Origin of the sequence: Mesorhizobium opportunistum WSM2075, assembly GCF_000176035.2 — a bacterium.
GTDB lineage: Bacteria > Pseudomonadota > Alphaproteobacteria > Rhizobiales > Rhizobiaceae > Mesorhizobium > Mesorhizobium opportunistum.
In genome coordinates, this window is the sequence record NC_015675.1 from 2,365,304 (window position 1) to 2,381,087 (window position 15,784).

Sequence of the window (15,784 nt, forward strand, 5' to 3'; positions counted from 1 at the left end):
TGATGGCTATTGTCTTGCCGCTAGAGACTGAAGTGCTCAATGAGCTCCGGTTGGAATTGCTTAAGTTCCTCTCCGACCATTCTGGACTTTCCGTGCCGGCAGCAGTCTCCTTTACAAAAATGGACGATGGGGACATGGGAAGCTTCGAAGCTGTAGCTGTTGGCCATTCCTTGACAACTAAGGCGCGACTGATCTCCGATTTTGCCTACACGGATGTCGACGGTATGGGCGTCTTAGTGTCCGCGTTCTCGGATGGACACGTTATTTCCGCGGTCGATTTTTGGAGATATGATTTCGGCCCTATTTTATCTTTTCCCGAAGCTAAGGACTTGGAGGCCCGCTGATGTCTCTACGCCCCCCTTCTGGTTCGACGAGCGCTGCCGCTGCCGAAGCGGCCTTCGATGCGCTTGGCCACGAGATCCTGGCCGAGAAGGCGGCTGCGCTCGGCCGCGCCGGGCAGAAGGTCGAGGAAACGCTGGCACGGTTGCGCGACAATGCCGACGAACAGATACGCTCGACACTCCTGAAAGAGGCCGCCAAGGCGGTGCATGCCTACTTCATCCAGCGCGAACTGTGCGGCCTTCGCCGACATGAGGCGGTGATCCGCGAATACAACATCCCGAAAGCCGTGCTGGTCAGGCTTGGCGCCATGTAGGGCCGAAGCCTGCAGCGCTGATTTCCCTGTGGAATCTCGCCAGGCGCGTTGCGAGCGCTTCGGGGTTCTCATCGGCAACGAAGTGTCCGCTGCCCGCGATGATGTCGCCCTCTACGTTCGACAGCCCGGCCGCCCGCAGCCCGTCGACATAGTCGCCGATGTCGCCGGCCTCGGCCGCCCCCCTCAGATACAGCACCGGGATCGCGATCGGCTGCTTGGGCGCAAGGGCGTTGGCTTTGGCGTCTTCGGGGAAGGCGCGGTACCAGTCGAAGCCGGCCTGAAGGCTTTCCGGCCGGGAATAGGCTCTTGCGTAGATTTCCCTGGCCTCGGCGGGGATCGATGCCCGGTCCTTCGAAAGCGCATTGAAGAAGAAGTCGAAATAGGCGCTCTGATGGCCGCTCACCAGCGTTTCCGGCAATGCCGGGACGGCATGGAATGCAAAATGCCAGATCATTGGATTGCGAATGACCTCCTCCCACGGCGCGACACCCGGAACGACGACATCCATGATCGCCGCGCCAGAAAGACTGTCGGGATGGTCACGCAACAGAGCGAACACGATCTGGCCGCCGACATCATGGCCGGCGGCCACGAGTTGGCGCAGCCCGCAAGCCTCGGCAACGCCCCTCATCAGCCTCGCCAGGGTTTTCTTGTCGCCGGCCTTGGGCATGCCTTGCGAGCCGCCGATGCAGGGCAGGTCGGGTGCGACGACCCGGTAGTCGGCGGCCAGCCGGCCGATCACGCGTTCGAACGCGTAGGAGCTTTGCGGCCACCCATGCAGCAGGAGGAAGGCAGGCGCATCGGCCGGGCCTGCCTCGCGGATGGCGATGCTCAGCCCTTCGATTTCGATGTTTGAGGTTCGCATGTCCTGCACGTCCTGGCCCGATGCCACGCCATAGATCTAGGCGGCAATCGGGAACTCGACAGGGCTATGCCGGATTCACTCCAGCCATTCGGTGATGAACGTGCCGTTCTCGTGGATGTCCGTCGTTTCCAGCGGCCCCGGCCCGAGATTGGTGAATTTGTGCGGCGTGTGGGGCGGCACGATCAGGACCTGGCCGGCGGTGGCCTCGATTTCCTGGTCGCCGACCGTGAACAGGCCGGTGCCCTGGCGGATGATGAAGATCTCCGCGTAGGGATGGGAGTGCAACCGGGGGCCGCCGCCGACATCGGGCAGGTGATTGAAGATCAGGCAGGAGTTGGAGCCATAGGCGCCGCACTGCAGTTCACCCTTCCAGCGGTCGGGGCGAACGGCCCATTCCTCGCGATCGATGACGTGTGCCATGCAAGCAAGGATAGATCACACCGGCGTCCCGTGTCGAGGCGAGCCGGGGCATTGGATTTGCGGTTGTTTCCCGGTTGTTTAGCCGCCTTTTGCGACCATTCGCCGCCTTGCCGCGCAGTGGCGGATTTTGTCCCCGCGACAATCTGCCCTTGTGCCTTCACCCGTCTGGACAAAAACGGGCTTCACGCATAAACCGAAGTCCAAATGCCGGAGGAATTCGCTAGCCTGTTCGCCATGCGCTGTCGGGTTGGCGTGATTGAGCGGGGAACAGGCTCGGCCACCGGCGCGGAAGAGGCGAAAGGATCAGGCACCCGTGAGCGCAACCGATACCCACGATCCCAACCGTCGAGATTTTCTCTACGTCGCCACCGGCATGGCAGCCGTGGTCGGCGCCGGCGCCGTTGCCTGGCCCTTCATCGACCAGATGCGCCCCGATGCCTCGACGCTGGCGCTTGCCTCGGTCGAGGTCGATGTTGCCTCGCTGACACCGGGCATGTCCTTGATCGTCAAGTGGCGCGGCAAGCCGGTCGTGGTGCGCAACCGCACCGAACAGGAAATGAAGGACGGCGAGGCCGTCAAGCTCTCCGATCTCAAGGATCCGATCGCCCGCAATGCCAACCTTCCGGCCGACGCGCCGGCGACCGACGCCAACCGCACCACGCCCGGCAAGGAAGCCTGGATGGTGATGGTTCAGGTCTGCACCCATCTAGGCTGCATTCCGCTCGGCCAGGAAGGCGATTTCGGCGGCTGGTTCTGCCCGTGCCACGGCTCGCAATACGATACCGCCGGCCGCATCCGCAAAGGCCCGGCGCCCGAGAACATGGCTGTGCCGGTATTCAAGTTCATTTCCGATACCAAGATCCTTATCGGTTGAGGCAGGGGATATTTCGATGAGCGAGGGACACTCGACCTACACGCCCAAGACCGGTATCGAACGCTGGTTCGACGCCCGCATGCCGCTGCCGCGGCTGGTTTATGACAGCTTCGTCGCCTATCCGGTGCCGCGCAACCTCAACTATGCGTGGACCTTCGGCGGCATCCTGTCGATCATGCTGGTGGCGCAGATCCTGACCGGCATCGTGCTGGCCATGCACTACACGGCCGACACCAATCTCGCCTTCGGCTCGGTCGAGAAGATCATGCGCGATGTCAATTCCGGCTGGCTGCTGCGCTACATGCATGCCAACGGCGCCTCGTTCTTCTTCGTCGCCGTCTATATCCACATCTTCCGTGGCCTCTATTACGGCTCCTACAAGGCTCCGCGCGAACTGCTCTGGATCCTCGGCTGCATCATCTACCTCCTGATGATGGCGACCGGCTTCATGGGCTACGTGCTGCCATGGGGACAGATGAGCTTCTGGGGCGCGACCGTCATCACCGGCTTCTTCAGCGCCATTCCGCTGGTCGGCGACTGGATCCAGCAGCTGCTGCTGGGCGGCTTCGCCGTCGACAACCCGACGCTCAACCGCTTCTTCGCGCTGCATTACCTGCTGCCCTTCATGATCGCCGGTGTCGTCGTGCTGCACGTCTGGGCGCTGCATGTCGTGGGCCAGTCAAACCCGACCGGCATCGAGGTCAAATCGAAGACCGACACCGTCGCCTTCACCCCTTACGCGACCATCAAGGACGCGTTCGGCATGATCGTGTTCCTGTTCTTCTTCGCCTATTTCGTCTTCTACCTGCCGAACTATCTCGGCCATCCGGACAATTATACGGTCGCCAACCCGCTGAAGACCCCGGCCCATATCGTGCCGGAATGGTACTTCCTGCCGTTCTACGCGATCCTGCGCGCCATCACCTTCAACATCGGGCCGATCAACTCCAAGCTCGGCGGCGTGCTGTGCATGTTCGGCGCCATCGTCATGTTGTTCCTGGTGCCGTGGCTCGACACCTCCAAGGTGCGCTCGGCGGTCTACCGGCCCTGGTACAAGCTGTTCTTCTGGCTGTTCGTGGCCGATGCCATCCTGCTCGGCTGGCTGGGCTCGCAGCCGGCGGAAGGCAGCTATGTGTTCATGGCGCAGATGGCGACGCTGTTCTACTTCGCCTTCTTCCTGATCGCGCTGCCGGTGCTGGGCCTGATCGAGACGCCACGCAGGGTGCCGAATTCGATCACCGAGGCGGTGCTCGAGAAGAACAAGGGCGGCAGCGGGCATCCGGCGGGCGCCACGGCCGCACCAGAGACCAAGGGCTAGAGCATGATCCCGAAAAGTGGGAACCGGTTTTCCCGGACAAACGGAACCGTTTGTCCAGAGATCATGCTCAAACAGGAAGACAGAGCGGTAGAGAATCTAAGGGGATTTGGCATGAAAAAGATTCTCACCTCGCTGGCGCTGATCGGCCTTGTGGCCGCCGGCGTTGGAACTGGAGGCACTTGGGCATTCGCCGCCGAAGAGGCGCACAATGCAGCCGCACCGACGCATTTCCCGATCGACGAGCCGAAGGAGATGAGCTGGAGCTTCACCGGCCCGTTCGGCACCTATGACAAGGCGCAGCTGCAACGCGGCCTGAAGGTCTACAAGGAAGTCTGCTCGGCCTGCCATTCGATGAATTTGGTAGCGTTCCGCACGCTGTCGGACCTCGGCTACAGTGACGCCCAGATCAAGACGCTGGCCGCCGAATACACCATTCATGACGGCCCCAACGATGCCGGCGACATGTTCGACCGTCCCGGCAAGCCGTCAGACCATTTCCCGGCGCCGTTCGCCAACGAAGAAGCTGCCGCTGCCTCCAACGGTGGCGCTGCGCCGCCGGACATGTCGCTGCTGGCCAAGGCGCGCGGCGTCGAGCGCGGCTTTCCGCAGTTCGTCTTCGACATCTTCACCCAGTATGACGCGGGCGGCCCCGACTATATCCATTCGCTGCTGACCGGCTACGACCAGACGCCGCCGGCTGGAATGGTCATCCCGGAGGGTACGCACTACAATCCGTATTTCATGTCGGGCGTGTCGCTGAAGATGCCCAAGCCGCTCTCCGACGGCCAGGTGACCTATGATGACGGCTCGCCGCAGACCGTCGACCAGTATTCCCGCGACGTGGCCGCCTTCCTGACATGGGCCGCCGAGCCGCACATGGAAGACCGCAAGAAAATGGGTTTCCGCGTGCTGGTGTTCCTGCTGCTGTTCGGCGCGCTGGTCTATCTGACCAAGCGCAAGGTGTGGGAAGGCATCGCCCACTGAGCGGGCGGACATAGCGAAATGCAGGGGGCGCCGAGAGGCGCCCTTTTTGCGTCCGGTTACGGTCATGTCACATGGCCGTCACCGCATCTGGCGATCCTGCGGCATTCTCGAACAAAGGATCGCTCCATGAAGAAATACGCATCGCTCGCGGCTGGTCTGCTGCTGCTGGTCATCGGCTCGGCCGCCCAGGCCGAAGACGCAAAACCCTTCGTCACCAACAAGGATGTCGACCTGACGATGATCCTGCCGCCTCCACCGGCGAACGATTCGGCCGAGACCAAGGCCGAACTCGGCGAGGTGCTGACGCTGCAGGTGACGCGCACGCCCGAAATGGAGGTCCGTGCCGTCGCCGATGCCGAGGAGAATGTCTGGCGCTTCGCCGATGTGATGGGGCCGAATTTCAGTGCGGAAAAGCTGCCGAAATTCAGCGCCTTCTTCGATCGCGTCGTGGCCACCGAAGGTGCTGTCGTCGACCCGGCCAAGGATATCTGGAAGCGTCCGCGCCCGCACCAGCTCAGCGAGCTCGTCAAGCCGGCGGTCAAGCTGTCGAGCTCCGGCTCCTGGCCGTCCGGCCACGCCACTGTCGGCACCATGATGGGCATCATCCTTGCCGACATGGTTCCGGAGAGGCGCGCCGAGATCATGGCGCGCGCAGCCGAATACGCCCACAACCGCATTGTCGGCGGCATCCATTATCCGTCCGATGTCGAGATGGGCAAGATTTCCGGCAGCGTCATTGCCGCGGTCCTGCTCAACCGGGACGATTTCAAGGCCGAATATGAGGTGGCCAGGGCCGAGCTGCGTTCCGACCTCGGCATGTAGCGTTCGTCGGCAATCTCGGCAGAGAGGGGCGCTTCAGGCGCCCCTTTTCGTGTTCACGGCCGTGCTCTATGGGGAGTTCAGCAATTAGTCCGTTGGCATGGCCGCATCTGGTTGATATTTCAACAGTGGCAAAGGCTTCGTCCGCCATGGCCTTGGAAATCGATGATGCGGCTCAGCGACTGTCACAATTTTTCCGATTTCCGGCGGATGGCACAGCGAAAGCTGCCGGGCCCGATCTTCAATTACATCGATGGCGCGGCCGATGACGAGGTCACTTATCGCCGCAACACCGCAAGTTTCGAAAGCTGTGACCTGGTCCCCAACGTCCTGCGCGGGGTGAGCGAGATCGACATGTCGGTGACCGTCATGGGCCAGAAATTGGCTATGCCGTTCTATTGCTCGCCGACTGCCCTGCAGCGGCTTTTCCACCATCAGGGCGAAAGGGCGGTCGCCAAAGCCGCGGCCAAATACGGCACGATGTTCGGTGTTTCCACGCTCGGCACCGTCAGCCTCGAGGAGGTGCGCAGGATCAGCGGCAGCCCGCAGATCTACCAGTTCTACTTCCACCGAGATCGCGGCCTCAACCGGGCGATGATACAGCGGGCAAAGCAGGTTGGCGTAGAAGTGATGATGCTGACCGTCGACAGCATCACCGGGGGCAATCGCGAACGCGACAAGCGCACTGGCTTTGCCATTCCCTTCAAACTCAACCTTGCCGGCATGGCGCAGTTCGCGCTGAAGCCGGCTTGGGCAGTCAACTATTTCACCCATGAGGGCTTCAAGTTGCCGCAGCTCGACGAACATGTCGACATGGGCGGCGGCACGATGTCGATCAGCCGCTATTTCACCGAGATGCTCGATCCGTCGATGACCTGGGACGATGTCGCCGAGATGGTCAGGCAGTGGTCGGGTGCGTTCTGCCTCAAGGGTATCATGTCGGTGGAGGATGCCAGACGCGCCGTCGATATCGGCTGCAGCGGCATCGTACTGTCCAACCATGGCGGGCGGCAGTTGGATGGCTCGCGGGCGGCATTCGACCAGCTTGCCGAGGTCGTCGATGCCGTCGGCGACAAGATCGACGTCATCATGGATGGTGGTGTGCAGCGCGGCACCCATGTGCTGAAGGCACTGTCGCTCGGGGCCAAGGCCGTCGGCATTGGCCGTTACTATATGTTTCCTCTGGCGGCGGCCGGCCAACCGGGTGTCGAAAGGGCGCTCGAGCAGATGCGGGTCGAGGTCGAACGCGGCATGAAGCTGATGGGCTGCAGTTCGATCGGACAATTGTCGCGCTCCAATCTCCGTTTCAGATAGTCGGGGTCGGGCGGACCATCGCGGATCATGCGGATGCGGAATATGGCTGGGTCGGCGAGATCGATCCCTCGCCGATGCGGCTTGTCTCAGCCGCCACATCGCGCTAGCCGTTGTCGGTCGCGCCGGGTTACGATTGGACCCTGCCGCCTTTCACGCGTGTCAGTTGGATCATCCGGAGAGCCGTCTCATGAAACCCTCGCTCGAAGACACGCTGCTGGCGTCGATCCGCACCATTCCGGACTATCCCAAGCCCGGCATCCTGTTTCGCGACATCACCACGCTGCTTGGCAATGCGCGCGCCTTCCGCCGCGCCATCGACGAGCTGGTGCATCCCTATGCCGGCCAGAAGATCGACAAGATCGCCGGTATCGAGGCGCGCGGCTTCATCCTTGGCGGCGCCGTCGCCCACCAGCTCTCGGCTGGCTTCGTGCCGATCCGCAAGAAGGGCAAGCTGCCCTACGAGACCGTGCGCGTCGCCTACAGCCTGGAATACGGGCTCGACGAGATGGAGATGCACAAGGACGGCGTTGCCCCTGGAGAGAAGGTGATCCTCGTCGACGACCTGATCGCCACTGGCGGCACGGCGGAGGCGGCGGTCAAGCTCTTGCGCCAGATCGGCGCCGATATCCTCGCCGCCTGCTTCGTCATCGACCTGCCAGACCTCGGCGGGCGCGCCAAGCTGGAAGCGCTTGGCGTGCCGGTGCGGACGCTGATCGGGTTCGAGGGGCATTGAGGGAGCAGTTCTTCCCTTCTCCCGCAAGGGGAGAAGGAAGAGCGCCCAGCGCCGCTACTCCGTCCTCACCAGCACGGCGCTCTCGAACTCCAGCACCTTGTCGCCGGCCGAGGCGAAGGCCTCGCAGCGCAGTGCCAGCAGGCGCCAGCCGGGGCGCGAGGCGATCGGGCGGTGGGAAAGGGCGGTGCGCGTGAAGGTGACGGTCTCGCCGGCGTAGACTGGCTTCAGCCATTTCAGGTTCTTGAAGCCGGGCGAGGGGCCGAATTCGGGGACCATGCCGGGGCCGTTCCAGGCAGCGCCCCCGGTGTCCATGCCGGCTTCGAGATTGAGTTTCATCCAGGTGGCGGCGGTATGCCAGCCGGACGCGCAGAGGCCGCCGAGCACGCTCTTCCTGGCGGCTTCCTCGTCGACATGGAAGATCTGCGGGTCGTATTTGCGGGCGAAGGCCTTGATCGCCTCGGGCTCGAATGTGTGCGAGCCCAGCGTCACGGTGGTGCCGATGCGGAAGAATTCGTCCAGGGTCATGCCAAGCTCCCCGCGGCCTCACGCGTGAGGAACATGACGGAATTCTCAAGCTCGAAAACGCTTTCGCCGCGCTGGTTGAACAGTTCGCTGCGCATGGTGACGAAGCCCAGTTGCGGTTTCGATTTCGACAGGCGCCTGGCGATGACCACGAGGCTGCCGGTGAGCTGGTCGCCGGCCAGGACCGGCTTCTTCCATTTGACCTGGTCGACGCCGGGCGCGCCCTGGCAGGTGGAGTCCAGCAGGAAGGCATCGCACAGCATGCGCATGAACATGGCGCAGGTATGCCAGCCCGAGGCCGCCAGCCCGCCAAGGATGCTGGCCTTGCCGGCCTCCTCGTCGAGATGCATCGGCTGGGCGTCGAATTCCCGCGCGAATTCGACGATCTCGGCGGCACTTACCAGCTTGGTGCCGAGGTCGAGCGAGATGCCCTCGACGAAGTCCTCATAGGCCCAGGTTTTTGCAGTCATGGTCTGAAATCCGGCTCAGGAATCCGCGATCCCCAGGGATCGGGCATCCCGGATGCAGGCCGGGCGCGGTTTGGTCAAGTTATTTCTGGTGCGCCAGCAACAGGCAGTCCGCCCGTGGCGAACCGATCAAAGCCAGCCGCGGCGGCGGAAATACCAGAAGGGCAGGATCGCCGACAGGATCATCAGGCCGATGGCGAAGGGATAGCCAAGCTGCCATTTCAGCTCGGGAATGACATCGAAATTCATGCCGTAGATGGAGGCGACCAGCGTTGGTGGCAGGAAGATGACGGCGGCAACCGAGAAGATCTTGATGATGGCGTTCTGCTCGATCGAGATCATGCCGAGCGTGGCGTCGAGCAGGAAGGAGATCTTCTGCGACAGGAAGGTGGCGTGGTCGGCAAGCGACAGCACGTCGCGCGACAAGGTCTTGATGCGGGCGCGAATATCCTTGCTCATCCTGGTCTGGGTGGCGACATGGGCGAGGAAACCGGCGAGGCGCTGCAGCGAGATCAGGCTGTCGCGCACGGAGGAGGCGATGTCCTCCTTGCGGCCGATGGCTTTCAGCAGCTCCTGGAAGTCGCGGTTGCGCTTCGACGCCTTGGTCGAGGTCGCCTGGAAGATGTCACGCGAGATCACTTCCACGTCACGGCCGGCGCGCTCGAGAATGTCGGCAAGGCGATCGACGATCGCTTCCAGCAGGCCGATCAGGATGGTGTCGCCGCTGGTGCATCCGGTCGCCGCCTTCTCCGCGCGCAGCGGAAAGGTCTTGAACGCCTTCGGTTCGTGGTAGCGAACGGTGATCAGCCTGTTGCCGGCAAGCGCGAACGTGACCGGCGACATCAGGGGATCGTCGACCTCGGTCTGGGCGGGCAGAGTGGCGGTCATGAAGTAGGCGCCGTCCTCGATGTAGAGGCGGCTGGAAATCTCGATCTCCTCCATCTCCTCGCGGGTCGGGATGGCGATGCCGAGCCAGCTTTCGATGGTGGCCTCTTCCTCCTTGGTCGGATTGACGAGATCGGCCCAGACCACCTTGTCGCCATTGGCCTGGAGGTCGTCGGTGAGGCGCAGGCGATCATTGTCGACGACGAAGGCCTTGATCATCGCCGGATCTCCCCTGCTGGATTAAAGGGCGTTTGGATTGATGTCGGATTGCACGGCTCTTCGTCGCATGCGCCGAGCGTGTGCCTGCCGCTTAGACCCGTGCCATGACAAAATCAAGACAAGTGGCCATTGGACGGGATGGCACAGGGCTCGGAGATACGCCGATGGTGCATCGCCGCAGGATGGCGACGATGCTTTGGATGCCCAGCGTGCGAGCATCACGTGTTGAACTTGAACAGCATGATGTCGCCGTCCTGGACGACATATTCCTTGCCTTCGTCGCGTGCCTTGCCGGCTTCCTTGGCCGCTACTTCGCCGCCCAGCGCGACGAAGTCGTTACAGGCCCTTATAGATGGTTCATGCGCGCGTTTCAGCTTGTTGCATTTGCTTTAGATACTTTGTTGAAGAGATAAGGGGTACTTTTCGGGGCTACATTGCTCGTTCCTCGAACGCCAAATTGGCTAGACACTTGCCCATTTTCGAGGTTGGATAGTGCGCTTGGGCGGGGATGTTAAATTTGGCAAAACATGTCTTTGGGGGACCTGACACGTCGAGAAAATTGAAATGTCTGCAAGAGTATTTGCAGGCGTTTTCGATTGCGCTTCGAAATCAGGATTTTGCTTGCATCTACATCGACGCATTTGCTGGTTCTGGCACTCGCACCGAAGTGCGCCCCGGTTTGCCGCTATTCGGGCCGGATTTTGCTGAGCCAGAGGAAATCACGACACCAGGGTCGGCCCGAATCGCGATCGAAATCGATCCACCAATGCACTCGATTGTTCTCATTGAACAAGACACGTTCCGGTTCTCAGAACTTCAAACTCTGGTTGAGGAGTATCCAGATCGCAAAATCATCGTGCGCAATGGGGACGCCAATAAACTCGTGCAGCGTCTATGCACGAATACCCCCTGGCGAGGTTCCGAAATTGTCGGCCGTGGAATACGTGGGGTTATTTTTCTCGATCCGTACGGCATGGAGGTGTCTTGGGAGACGGTGGAGGCAATTGCCAAAACCGAGGCACTGGATTGTTGGTACTTCTTTCCGCTGTCCGGCCTCTACAGGAATGCTCCGCACGATCCGGCAAAGCTCGATCTTGGCAAGCAAGCAAGTCTAGATAGGGTTCTAGGCGCCAGCGACTGGCGGTCTCGTTGGTATAATCATGAAATTGCGCGTGAAGACATTTTCGAAACGCAGGGGCTGGCGGCGCGCCGAGCTGATGTAAACGCGATTGAAGCCTATGTGAAAGAACGCCTTGAAACCGCCTTCAAAGGTGCCGTGCTTGATCCGGTTCGGCTTCACCACAGGAACGGTGCGCCGCTTGCATCGCTTTTCTTTGCGGTTTCGAATACTAGCTCGGCAGCCGTGAAGCTGGCGACCAAGATGGCATCTCACATTCTCAATTCTGGTAGGTCATCCCACAAGCGCTCACGATAGGTTCGACCTGTTGCCTTCTTGTTCTTCCCGCCCCACTGTTTGAAAAAGAATGCGGCATCGGCGTCGGTGCATTGGTCGAAGATTTCGTCGATCCACTTCGGGTCCATTGGACGTGCGTTGGGGCCGCTTTCTCCACCGACTATAGCCCAGTGGATGCCTGCTAGGCTTGCGCCCGCCACTGAGCCTATCAGCGGTTCATAGGAGACAAACCTTATGGCCGCTGGAACAGCTCGAAGCTCATCCAATCTGTGAAGCACCCGGCTATCCTCAACGCTTGTTCCAAGCCATACGTTCGACAGAACTTCAAATGCTTTCGTTGATAGAATTTCTGCCATCCTATCTGGCCGCTTGGTGAGGATTTGATAAGTGTGGCGCGGGGTGGCGCCCATAACGCGCCAAACGTCGCGGATGAAGTCCACCGGTACATCCGCGTGGAAAAGATCGGACATCGAGTTGACGAAAACACGGCGCGGTTTCTTCCAAGACGCAGGAATGTCGAGAGAACCGCTATCGAGCCTTATTTTGCCTGTCCACTTTGCCCTTCCACCGCTTTCCCGTGTCAATCCCACGTACTTCTCGACTCCCATCGCTTCGAGGCGGGCAGCCATCCGCATGGCGTAGCAGTTGGTGCATCCTGCCGTAAGGATCGTGCATCCGGCAACAGGGTTCCACGTCGCGTCAGTCCATTCGATTGATGTCTCGGCCATTTTCCGCTCTTCTCTTCGTCTGCTTTAAAACTGCCCGAAGATCGTAAATACCCCGATAAGTCTATTGTAGGAATTTCTTCATATCAAGAATGTTGGCAGACAGCAGTCCGAGACGCTCTTTCCCGAAGCATCACGTATTGAACTTGAACAGCATGATGTCGCCGTCCTGGACGACATATTCCTTGCCTTCGTCGCGTGCCTTGCCGGCTTCCTTGGCCGCTACTTCGCCGCCCAGCGCGACGAAGTCGTTGTAGGCGATGGTCTGGGCGCGGATGAAGCCGCGTTCGAAATCGGTGTGGATGACGCCGGCGGCCTGCGGGGCCTTGTCGCCCTTGTGGATGGTCCAGGCGCGCGTCTCCTTGGGCCCGACGGTGAAATAGGTGATGAGGTGTAGCAGCTCGTAGCCGGCGCGGATCACCTTGTTCAGGCCGGGCTCGTCGAGCCCGAGCGAGGACAGGAACTCCATCTCCTCTTCGTCCGAGAGCTGGGCGACTTCGGCCTCGATCGCGGCCGAGATCACCACGGTGCCGGCGCCCTGGGCGGTCGCCATCTTTTCCACGGCCCTGGTGTGTTCGTTGCCGGTAGCGGCGTCGGCCTCGGCGACGTTGCAGACATAGAGCACGGGATGCGAGGTCAAGAGGTTCAGTCCCTGCAGGATGCGCAAATCCTCGGCCGAAATGCCCTTGAGCAGGATGCGGGTCGGCTTGCCGGCCTGCAGCAGTTCGAGCGCTGCCTCCATCATCGGCAGCACGGTCGTCGCTTCCTTGTCCTTGGTCGAAGCGCGCTTGCGGATCTGCACGATGCGGCGCTCGAGGCTGTCGAGGTCGGCGAGCATCAGCTCGGTCTCGACCGTCTCGGCATCGGCGACGGGGTCGATGCGGCCCTCGACATGGGTGATGTCGTCATCCTCGAAGCAGCGCAGCACGTGCACGATGGCGTCGACCTCGCGGATGTTGGCGAGGAACTGGTTGCCCAGCCCTTCGCCCTTCGAGGCACCGCGCACCAGGCCAGCGATGTCGACGAAGGAGATGCGGGTCGGGATGATCTCCTTCGACTTGCCGATCGCGGCGATCTTGCCTAGCCGCGGATCGGGCACCGCCACCTCGCCGGTGTTCGGTTCGATGGTGCAGAAGGGATAGTTGGCGGCCTGCGCCGCCGCCGTTCTGGTCAACGCGTTAAAGAGCGTGGACTTGCCGACGTTGGGCAAGCCAACGATGCCGCATTTGAAACCCATTTTGTCCAGTCCTATCGGGAATTCGAAATTTGATGAGGGCTATGGGCGATAGGGGGGAGGAACGTCAAGCCCCGCGGTCGCACGGGCAGGGCCGCGAAAGGCCGCATCGGAGGGCGATCGGCGGTTTTGAGCAGTTCGAACCGCGCTTTTAGGACGCTACTTCACGTCGATGGTGACCGGCTGAACGGCCCGGACAATGTCTTCCCACGGCCGCTTCAGTTCAAAGCGAAGCTGGATCTGTCCAGGCTTGCCGCAGGAAACCGTGAAACGCTGCAAGGTTGTGCCGCCTATCCCTGTGTCATCGGGCTTGCTCTCAATCTGGGTGATGGTGCAGCCCGCCGGCGCCGGCGGAACCGACCAGACGACGCCCGCGCCAGGCGTCGCCGGCAATTCCACGACAATCTGCTCGCCGATTGCGGGTTGGAAATTCATGGTCGCTCGTTCGTTCGCCATCGCATCTTCCTTTGTGGCGACGGGCGGCGCGCCGATGCGCGCCACCTTCCGATCCCATCAACGTCGCCTCAGTTCCAGCCGTTGCTGGGAGCCGTCTGCCAACGATGATATAGGGCGAGATCCGTGCCGCGCACGAAGACTTCCATACGGCCGTCCTTGTTGTTGACGACCGCCGTGTCGCCGACGATGCCGCCGCCCAGCGATGCCCAGCCGCTCCAGCCATTGCTCGGCGCGGTCTGCCAGATATGCCAGCAGGCCCCGTCGGTGCCACGGGCGAAGATTTCCATGCGCCCGTCGGCATTGTGGCCGAGCGCCGGCGCGCTGGTGATGATGCCGCCCAGCGATGCCCAGCCGCTCCAGCCATTGTTGGGTGCGGTCTGCCAGATGTGCCAGAGCGCATTGTCGGTGCCGCGCCCGAACACTTCGAGGCGGCCGTCCTTGTTCTGGCCAACCGCAAGGTCGCTGGTCAAAATGCCACCCAGCGAGGCCCATGAACTCCAGCCATTGTTGGGGGCTGTCTGCCAGAGATGCACCACTGCCCCGTTGTTGGTACGGGCGAAGACCTCGATGCGGCCGTCCTTGTTGTTGGACGCTACCGGATTGCCCGATATCTGGACGCCAAGCGAAGCCCAGCCGCTCCAGCCCCGTTGCGGGCCGCCTTGCCAGATGTGCCAGAGGCCACCATCATTGCCCCTGGCGAAGACTTCTACCCGTCCGTCGACATTGCGCACCGCACTCGGGTCGCTGGTGATGCCGCCGCCGAGCGAAGCCCAGCCGCTCCAGCCGCTGCTGGGTGCGGTCTGCCAGATGTGCCACAGGGCGCCGTCGGCTCCCCTGGCGAACGCCTCAAGCCGGCCGTCGGCATTGCTGATGACCGCCGGGGTGCTGGTGATGATGCCGCCCAGCGATGCCCAGCCGCCCCAGCCATTGTTGGGCACGGTCTGCCAGATGTGCCAGAGCGCGTTGTCGGTGCCGCGCGCGAAGACCTCGATGCGGCCATCCTTGTTGTTGCCGGCGACGGCTTCGGTGGTGAGCTTGCCGCCCAACGGCTGCCAGCCGGACGATGGCAGGATGATGCCGGTTGCACCGTACATCGGATACAGCTGGCCGTCATACTTGAAGTCGTCATAGCTGATCTTGCCAAAGCCGCCGATGCCCCAGGTCGTGTCCCACGAGTTCTTGACGATCCAGCACTGCTCCGCCTCGGAATAGCCGATGACGAGAACGCAGTGGCCGCCGGCGACATCGCCGGTGACGTGGTGGTAGATGCCGCCCGAATAATTGAAGAAGTCATTGTAGACGGTGAAGCAGCCGGCGACCGGACCGACACTGCTGAGATGGTTCTTGATCGCGTTCGCATCCACCAGCTTGTGCACGGCCGTCAACTTGCTGATGCGCGCCGGACGGTTCGGCGCGGCGTGGCAGGCAGGCGGGCCGCTCCAGATATCGTTGTTGGGGAATGCCGACGGGTAGGGGAAGCCGGCTTCGTCGCAGACGCCGCGTCCCTTGATCTGGTCGAGGCACTGGTCGGGCCACCAGCCGCCGCAATTGGCGCCGTGCGATGAGCAGAAATGCGAATCGGCTTCCGACAGGTCGAACCAGCGGCCGGTCTCGATATGCGACATCGCCTCGATAAGGCCGACGGAGCCAAACGAGACGCAGGAGCCACATCCGCCCTGGTTCTTGACCGGGGTAATATGATTGCCGTTCTTGTTGCGCCAGTCGACGGCGGGCGCAAAACCCGGCGCCGCGGCAAGCGACGGCGGCTGGTTGCGTGCCGCCGCGACCAGGGCGATGGCTTCATTGCTGGGAATGGCGCCCAGCATCTGCAGGCGTTTTTGGGGGTCCATCAGCGAGATCGGGGTTTCGGCGGCCCGCCA

General features: G+C 61.9%; 18 protein-coding genes and 1 pseudogene. 9 read left to right on the top strand and 10 right to left on the bottom strand.

Features of this window, described 5'->3' with window-relative positions:
• Positions 1-2 precede the first annotated feature (2 nt).
• Together MESOP_RS11290 and MESOP_RS11295 are read left to right on the top strand one after the other, a co-directional pair.
• Positions 3-344, top strand: coding sequence for a DUF6984 family protein (locus tag MESOP_RS11290; RefSeq protein WP_013893465.1), 342 nt, complete (start codon positions 3-5; stop codon positions 342-344).
• Positions 344-655, top strand: coding sequence for a DUF6665 family protein (locus tag MESOP_RS11295; protein ID WP_013893466.1), 312 nt, complete (start codon positions 344-346; stop codon positions 653-655). Before MESOP_RS11290 ends, MESOP_RS11295 begins: the two co-directional genes overlap by 1 nt.
• Here MESOP_RS11295 and MESOP_RS11300 read toward each other — a convergent pair.
• Together MESOP_RS11300 and MESOP_RS11305 are read right to left on the bottom strand one after the other, a co-directional pair.
• On the bottom strand, positions 636-1,520 hold the full coding sequence (locus MESOP_RS11300) for an alpha/beta fold hydrolase (protein ID WP_013893467.1): 885 nt from the start codon (positions 1,518-1,520) through the stop codon (positions 636-638). The genes MESOP_RS11295 and MESOP_RS11300 overlap by 20 nt on opposite strands.
• A gap of 75 nt (positions 1,521-1,595) precedes the next feature.
• Entirely contained in the window at positions 1,596-1,940 is a 345-nt protein-coding gene (locus tag MESOP_RS11305; protein ID WP_013893468.1) for a cupin domain-containing protein, read from the bottom strand.
• Positions 1,941-2,253: 313 nt separating this feature from the next.
• Between MESOP_RS11305 and petA the strand changes: the two genes are divergently transcribed.
• The 6 genes from petA to MESOP_RS11335 all read left to right on the top strand — a co-directional run bounded on the left by petA (position 2,254) and on the right by MESOP_RS11335 (position 7,982).
• Positions 2,254-2,814 (top strand): ubiquinol-cytochrome c reductase iron-sulfur subunit, encoded by a 561-nt coding sequence (petA, locus tag MESOP_RS11310; protein ID WP_013893469.1) that lies wholly within the window; start codon positions 2,254-2,256, stop codon positions 2,812-2,814.
• A gap of 16 nt (positions 2,815-2,830) precedes the next feature.
• Positions 2,831-4,132: a cytochrome b gene (locus tag MESOP_RS11315; protein ID WP_013893470.1), complete on the top strand. Its 1,302-nt coding sequence runs from the start codon at positions 2,831-2,833 to the stop codon at positions 4,130-4,132.
• 111 nt (positions 4,133-4,243) lie between these two features.
• Positions 4,244-5,116, top strand: coding sequence for a cytochrome c1 (locus tag MESOP_RS11320; protein ID WP_041164091.1), 873 nt, complete (start codon positions 4,244-4,246; stop codon positions 5,114-5,116).
• 126 nt (positions 5,117-5,242) lie between these two features.
• Positions 5,243-5,938, top strand: a complete 696-nt coding sequence (locus tag MESOP_RS11325) for an acid phosphatase (protein ID WP_013893472.1) — start codon at positions 5,243-5,245, stop codon at positions 5,936-5,938.
• Between the two features lie 165 nt (positions 5,939-6,103).
• Positions 6,104-7,249: an alpha-hydroxy acid oxidase gene (locus MESOP_RS11330; protein WP_041164621.1), complete on the top strand. Its 1,146-nt coding sequence runs from the start codon at positions 6,104-6,106 to the stop codon at positions 7,247-7,249.
• A gap of 187 nt (positions 7,250-7,436) precedes the next feature.
• On the top strand, positions 7,437-7,982 hold the full coding sequence (locus MESOP_RS11335) for an adenine phosphoribosyltransferase (RefSeq protein ID WP_013893474.1): 546 nt from the start codon (positions 7,437-7,439) through the stop codon (positions 7,980-7,982).
• Positions 7,983-8,036: 54 nt separating this feature from the next.
• Here the strand turns inward: MESOP_RS11335 and MESOP_RS11340 are convergent, their stop codons facing one another.
• The 4 genes and pseudogenes from MESOP_RS11340 to MESOP_RS33535 all read right to left on the bottom strand — a co-directional run.
• Positions 8,037-8,507, bottom strand: coding sequence for a MaoC family dehydratase (locus MESOP_RS11340; protein ID WP_013893475.1), 471 nt, complete (start codon positions 8,505-8,507; stop codon positions 8,037-8,039).
• Positions 8,504-8,974: a MaoC family dehydratase gene (locus MESOP_RS11345; protein ID WP_013893476.1), complete on the bottom strand. Its 471-nt coding sequence runs from the start codon at positions 8,972-8,974 to the stop codon at positions 8,504-8,506. The genes MESOP_RS11340 and MESOP_RS11345 overlap by 4 nt, the downstream gene beginning before the upstream one ends.
• 126 nt (positions 8,975-9,100) lie before the next feature.
• Positions 9,101-10,075: a magnesium/cobalt transporter CorA gene (gene corA, locus MESOP_RS11350; protein WP_013893477.1), complete on the bottom strand. Its 975-nt coding sequence runs from the start codon at positions 10,073-10,075 to the stop codon at positions 9,101-9,103.
• Between the two features lie 218 nt (positions 10,076-10,293).
• Positions 10,294-10,419: pseudogene (locus MESOP_RS33535) on the bottom strand (DUF933 domain-containing protein); the annotation flags it as partial.
• Between the two features lie 164 nt (positions 10,420-10,583).
• Between MESOP_RS33535 and MESOP_RS33540 the strand changes: the two are divergent.
• Entirely contained in the window at positions 10,584-11,510 is a 927-nt protein-coding gene (locus MESOP_RS33540) for a three-Cys-motif partner protein TcmP (protein ID WP_013893479.1), read from the top strand.
• Here the strand turns inward: MESOP_RS33540 and MESOP_RS11365 are convergent.
• From MESOP_RS11365 to MESOP_RS33545, 4 genes are all read right to left on the bottom strand, one after another.
• Entirely contained in the window at positions 11,465-12,217 is a 753-nt protein-coding gene (locus MESOP_RS11365) for a DUF5131 family protein (RefSeq protein WP_013893480.1), read from the bottom strand. The genes MESOP_RS33540 and MESOP_RS11365 overlap by 46 nt on opposite strands.
• Positions 12,218-12,347: 130 nt before the next feature.
• The gene (ychF, locus tag MESOP_RS11370) at positions 12,348-13,451 is read right to left on the bottom strand and encodes a redox-regulated ATPase YchF (protein ID WP_013893481.1); all 1,104 of its coding nucleotides are present in this window, start codon (positions 13,449-13,451) and stop codon (positions 12,348-12,350) included.
• 156 nt (positions 13,452-13,607) lie between these two features.
• Entirely contained in the window at positions 13,608-13,949 is a 342-nt protein-coding gene (locus MESOP_RS11375) for a protease inhibitor I42 family protein (protein WP_041164092.1), read from the bottom strand.
• Between the two features lie 23 nt (positions 13,950-13,972).
• A complete protein-coding gene (locus MESOP_RS33545; protein ID WP_167313547.1) occupies positions 13,973-15,754 on the bottom strand; it encodes a DUF8189 domain-containing protein in 1,782 nt (593 codons plus the stop codon).
• Between the last annotated feature and the right edge of the window lie 30 nt (positions 15,755-15,784).

Excerpts from the sequence above, each read along its gene's own strand:
- MESOP_RS11290 (WP_013893465.1), top strand. The coding sequence starts at position 3 with ATGGCTATTGTCTTGCCGCTAGAGACTGAAGTGCTCAATGAGCTCCGG.
- MESOP_RS11295 (WP_013893466.1), top strand. The coding sequence starts at position 344 with ATGTCTCTACGCCCCCCTTCTGGTTCGACGAGCGCTGCCGCTGCCGAA.
- MESOP_RS11300 (WP_013893467.1), bottom strand. The coding sequence starts at position 1,520 with ATGCGAACCTCAAACATCGAAATCGAAGGGCTGAGCATCGCCATCCGC.
- MESOP_RS11305 (WP_013893468.1), bottom strand. The coding sequence starts at position 1,940 with ATGGCACACGTCATCGATCGCGAGGAATGGGCCGTTCGCCCCGACCGC.
- MESOP_RS11315 (WP_013893470.1), top strand. The coding sequence starts at position 2,831 with ATGAGCGAGGGACACTCGACCTACACGCCCAAGACCGGTATCGAACGC.
- MESOP_RS11320 (WP_041164091.1), top strand. The coding sequence starts at position 4,244 with ATGAAAAAGATTCTCACCTCGCTGGCGCTGATCGGCCTTGTGGCCGCC.
- MESOP_RS11325 (WP_013893472.1), top strand. The coding sequence starts at position 5,243 with ATGAAGAAATACGCATCGCTCGCGGCTGGTCTGCTGCTGCTGGTCATC.
- MESOP_RS11330 (WP_041164621.1), top strand. The coding sequence starts at position 6,104 with ATGCGGCTCAGCGACTGTCACAATTTTTCCGATTTCCGGCGGATGGCA.
- MESOP_RS11335 (WP_013893474.1), top strand. The coding sequence starts at position 7,437 with ATGAAACCCTCGCTCGAAGACACGCTGCTGGCGTCGATCCGCACCATT.
- MESOP_RS11340 (WP_013893475.1), bottom strand. The coding sequence starts at position 8,507 with ATGACCCTGGACGAATTCTTCCGCATCGGCACCACCGTGACGCTGGGC.
- MESOP_RS11345 (WP_013893476.1), bottom strand. The coding sequence starts at position 8,974 with ATGACTGCAAAAACCTGGGCCTATGAGGACTTCGTCGAGGGCATCTCG.
- corA (WP_013893477.1), bottom strand. The coding sequence starts at position 10,075 with ATGATCAAGGCCTTCGTCGTCGACAATGATCGCCTGCGCCTCACCGAC.
- MESOP_RS33540 (WP_013893479.1), top strand. The coding sequence starts at position 10,584 with ATGTTAAATTTGGCAAAACATGTCTTTGGGGGACCTGACACGTCGAGA.
- MESOP_RS11365 (WP_013893480.1), bottom strand. The coding sequence starts at position 12,217 with ATGGCCGAGACATCAATCGAATGGACTGACGCGACGTGGAACCCTGTT.
- ychF (WP_013893481.1), bottom strand. The coding sequence starts at position 13,451 with ATGGGTTTCAAATGCGGCATCGTTGGCTTGCCCAACGTCGGCAAGTCC.
- MESOP_RS33545 (WP_167313547.1), bottom strand. The coding sequence starts at position 15,754 with ATGGACCCCCAAAAACGCCTGCAGATGCTGGGCGCCATTCCCAGCAAT.